We start from the raw sequence: 3,013 nt of genomic DNA, 5'->3' as shown, positions 1-3,013 counted from the left end.
CCGGTACCCCGCCCGCCGCCCGCCGCGCCGCGCGCGCCCGGCGGCGCGCGCTCCCCTATCTGCTGATCGCCCCGACGGTCCTCTCGCTCGCCGGCGTCCTCGGCTACCCCCTGGTCGACCTGTTCCTGCTCTCGTTCCGGGACATGACCCGCAGCCAGCTCTTCTCGGGCTCCGCACCGCCCTGGGTGGGAGGCGAGCAGTACGAGTCGCTGTTCTCCGACGGCTACTTCTGGACCGTGACGGGGCGCACCGCGCTGTTCACGTTCGTCTGCGTGACCCTCACCATGACGGCGGCGACGCTGACCGCGCTGCTGATCCGGCGGGTGTCCCCGTGGGTGCGGCTGGTGATGATCGGCGTGCTGGTCGCCGTGTGGGCCACGCCGATCATGGTCGCCTCCGCGGTGTTCCGGTGGCTGACCGACACTGACTACGGCATCGCCAACTGGCTGCTCAGCCGGCTGCCGGGGCTGGACCTGGACCAGCACAACTGGTTCGACAACCCCTGGGAGGGGTTCGCGGTCATCGTCGCCGTCGTCGTCTGGGGCGCTCTGCCGTTCGCCGCCATCACCCTGCACGCGGCGCTCAGCCAGGTCCCGCCGGAGCTGGAGGAGGCGGCGCGGGTGGACGGAGCGCGCGGCGTCCAGCTCTTCCGGCACGTCGTCTTCCCCGTCATCAGACCGCCGTTCGTGCTGGTGACGGCGCTGCTCGCGATCTGGGACTTCGGGGTGTTCAACCAGATCTGGCTGATGCGCGGCGCCCAGCCCGAGAAGGAGTACTACCTCCTCGGCGTCTACTCCTTCGTCGAGTCCTTCGCCGTCAACCGCTACAGCGTCGGAGCCGCCATCGCGGTCGTCACCGTGGTGCTGCTGCTGTGCGGGGCCGTGGTGTACATCCGGCAGCTGCTGGCCATGGGAGAGGCCGAGTGAGGGCCGCGCGCGGCCCGCGCCGGCCCCGGCGGGCCGTGCCCGACGCCCTCGGGCTGCTGCTGAGCGCCGTGCTCGCCTTCCCGCTGTACTGGATGCTGCTGACGGCGTTCCGCCCGGCCTCGCTGATCCACCGCACGCCGCCCAGCTTCTGGCCGGAGCAGCTGACGCTCGACAACTTCCGCCGGGCGATGGAGACCCCGACGTTCTGGTCCAATGTGCGCGCGAGCTGCGTGGTGGGCGCCGGCACCGTGACGATCTCGCTGTTCATCGGCGTCCTCGCCGCGTTCGCGCTCGCGCGCTTCTCCTTCGCGGGGCGCAAGGCGCTGATCCTGACGGTCCTGTGCGTCCAGATGGTCCCGCTCGCCGGACTGGTGATCCCGATCTATCTGCTGCTCAGCGACGTCGGACTGACCGACAGCCTGACCGGGGTGATCCTCACCTATCTGGTGTTCACGCTGCCGTTCACCGTCTGGCTGCTGCGGGGGTTCCTCGTCGCCATCCCGGCGGAGCTGGAGGAGGCGGCGATGGTGGACGGCTGCACCCGGCTGGGGGCCTTCCGCCGGGTGACGCTCCCGCTCCTCGCCCCCGGGCTGGCCGCCACCTCGATCTACGCGCTGGTGCAGGCGTGGAACGAGTACGTCCTCGCGTACGTGCTGCTGTCCAGCAACGACAAGCAGACCCTCAGCATCTGGCTCGTGTCGTTCCAGACGAGCTTCGGCACCGACTACGGCGGGCTGATGGCGGGGGCCACCCTCACCGCGCTGCCCGTCGTGGTCTTCTTCCTGATCGTCCAGCGCAGAATCGCCTCCGGCCTCGTCACGGGCTCGGTCAAAGGGTGAGCGCACAGCACACCGTACGTACCCTCCCTTCCGCAGGAGAACATGATGACGTTCGACCGCCTGGACCTGGTATCCAAGCTCTATCAGCCCTCGGGCTGGCCACGCGTCCTCGAAGCGGCCTCCTCCGGTCCGTCCAGCGGGCCCCTGGTGGTGGACCTCGATCCCACCACCTTCTGCGATCTGGCCTGCCCGGAGTGCATCAGCGGAAAGTTACTCAACCAGGGCCGCTTCACACCCGAGCGGCTCGCCGAACTCGCCGGGGAGCTCGTGGAGATGTCCGTGCGCGGCGTCGTCCTCATCGGCGGCGGCGAACCCCTGGCGCACCGCGGCACCCGCCAGGTGATGCGCACCCTGGGCGAGGCGGGCATCGCCATCGGCGTCGTCACCAACGGCACGCTCATCAAGCAGAACCTGGACGAGCTGGCGCGCTACGCATCCTGGGTGCGGGTCTCCGTGGACGCGGGCACCCGCGACACCTACGGACTGTTCCGGCCGGACCGCAGGGGCCGCAGCGTCTTCGACAAGGTCATCGGGAACATGCGGCTGCTGGCCGGGGTCAAACGGGGCGCGCTGGGCTACTCGTTCCTCGTCATCACCCGGCGGGAGCCCGACGGCACCCTGGTGAGCAACCACCACGAGGTCCTGCGCGCCGCACAGCTCGCCCACGAGCTCGGCTGCGACTACTTCGAGACGAAGGCCATGTTCGACGACGGCCACCACATCATCCAGGTGCCGCATGACGTCCTGGAATCCGTCGACAGCCAGCTCGCGCAGGCGGCGGAGCTGGAGAGCGAGACCTTCCAGATCGTCAACTCCTCCACCCTGACGTCGCTCAGGGCGCGCGTCGGCCCCGTGCAGCCCAAGGAGTACCACCGCTGCCCGATCGCGGAGCTGCGCACCCTGGTGACGCCGTCCGGCGTCTATGTGTGCTCCTACCACCGGGGCAACGACGGCGCGAAGATCGGCGACGCGGTGACCGAGCGGCTGCCGGACATCTGGCGGAAGTCCGACCGGGGCGTGGTGGACCCCAGCCGGGACTGCCGCTTCCACTGCGCCCGGCACCGCTCCAACCTTGAGATCGGCTCGATCGGGAGGGGCGAGGGAGCGCGCGAACCGGACGTCGACTACGACCCGTTCATCTAGCCCGCTTCCTCCGGCCCGTTTCCCCCGGCCCGTTTCCTCCGGCCCGTCGACAGCCCGTCGACCGGGCTCAGGGGGACAGGCCGGGGGCTGGGCCCGGGGTTGCGC

General features: G+C 70.2%; 3 protein-coding genes. All 3 read left to right on the top strand.

The genetic code is table 11. The features are described from left to right. Positions 1-926 (top strand): carbohydrate ABC transporter permease (locus G5C65_RS34610; protein ID WP_338146800.1); only part of this gene is annotated, 926 nt, incomplete at its 5' end. Beyond that, the gene (locus G5C65_RS34605) at positions 923-1,765 is read left to right on the top strand and encodes a carbohydrate ABC transporter permease (protein ID WP_338146799.1); all 843 of its coding nucleotides are present in this window, start codon (positions 923-925) and stop codon (positions 1,763-1,765) included. The genes G5C65_RS34610 and G5C65_RS34605, both read left to right, overlap by 4 nt. Positions 1,766-1,810: 45 nt before the next feature. Then, the gene (locus tag G5C65_RS34600) at positions 1,811-2,908 is read left to right on the top strand and encodes a radical SAM protein (RefSeq protein ID WP_165303022.1); all 1,098 of its coding nucleotides are present in this window, start codon (positions 1,811-1,813) and stop codon (positions 2,906-2,908) included. Positions 2,909-3,013 lie beyond the last annotated feature (105 nt).

Source organism: Streptomyces boncukensis (assembly GCF_011045075.1).
In the GTDB taxonomy this organism is placed as follows: domain Bacteria; phylum Actinomycetota; class Actinomycetes; order Streptomycetales; family Streptomycetaceae; genus Streptomyces; species Streptomyces boncukensis.
Note: the sequence above shows the minus strand (reverse complement) of the source record. Positions and strands in the feature narration are given on the sequence as shown.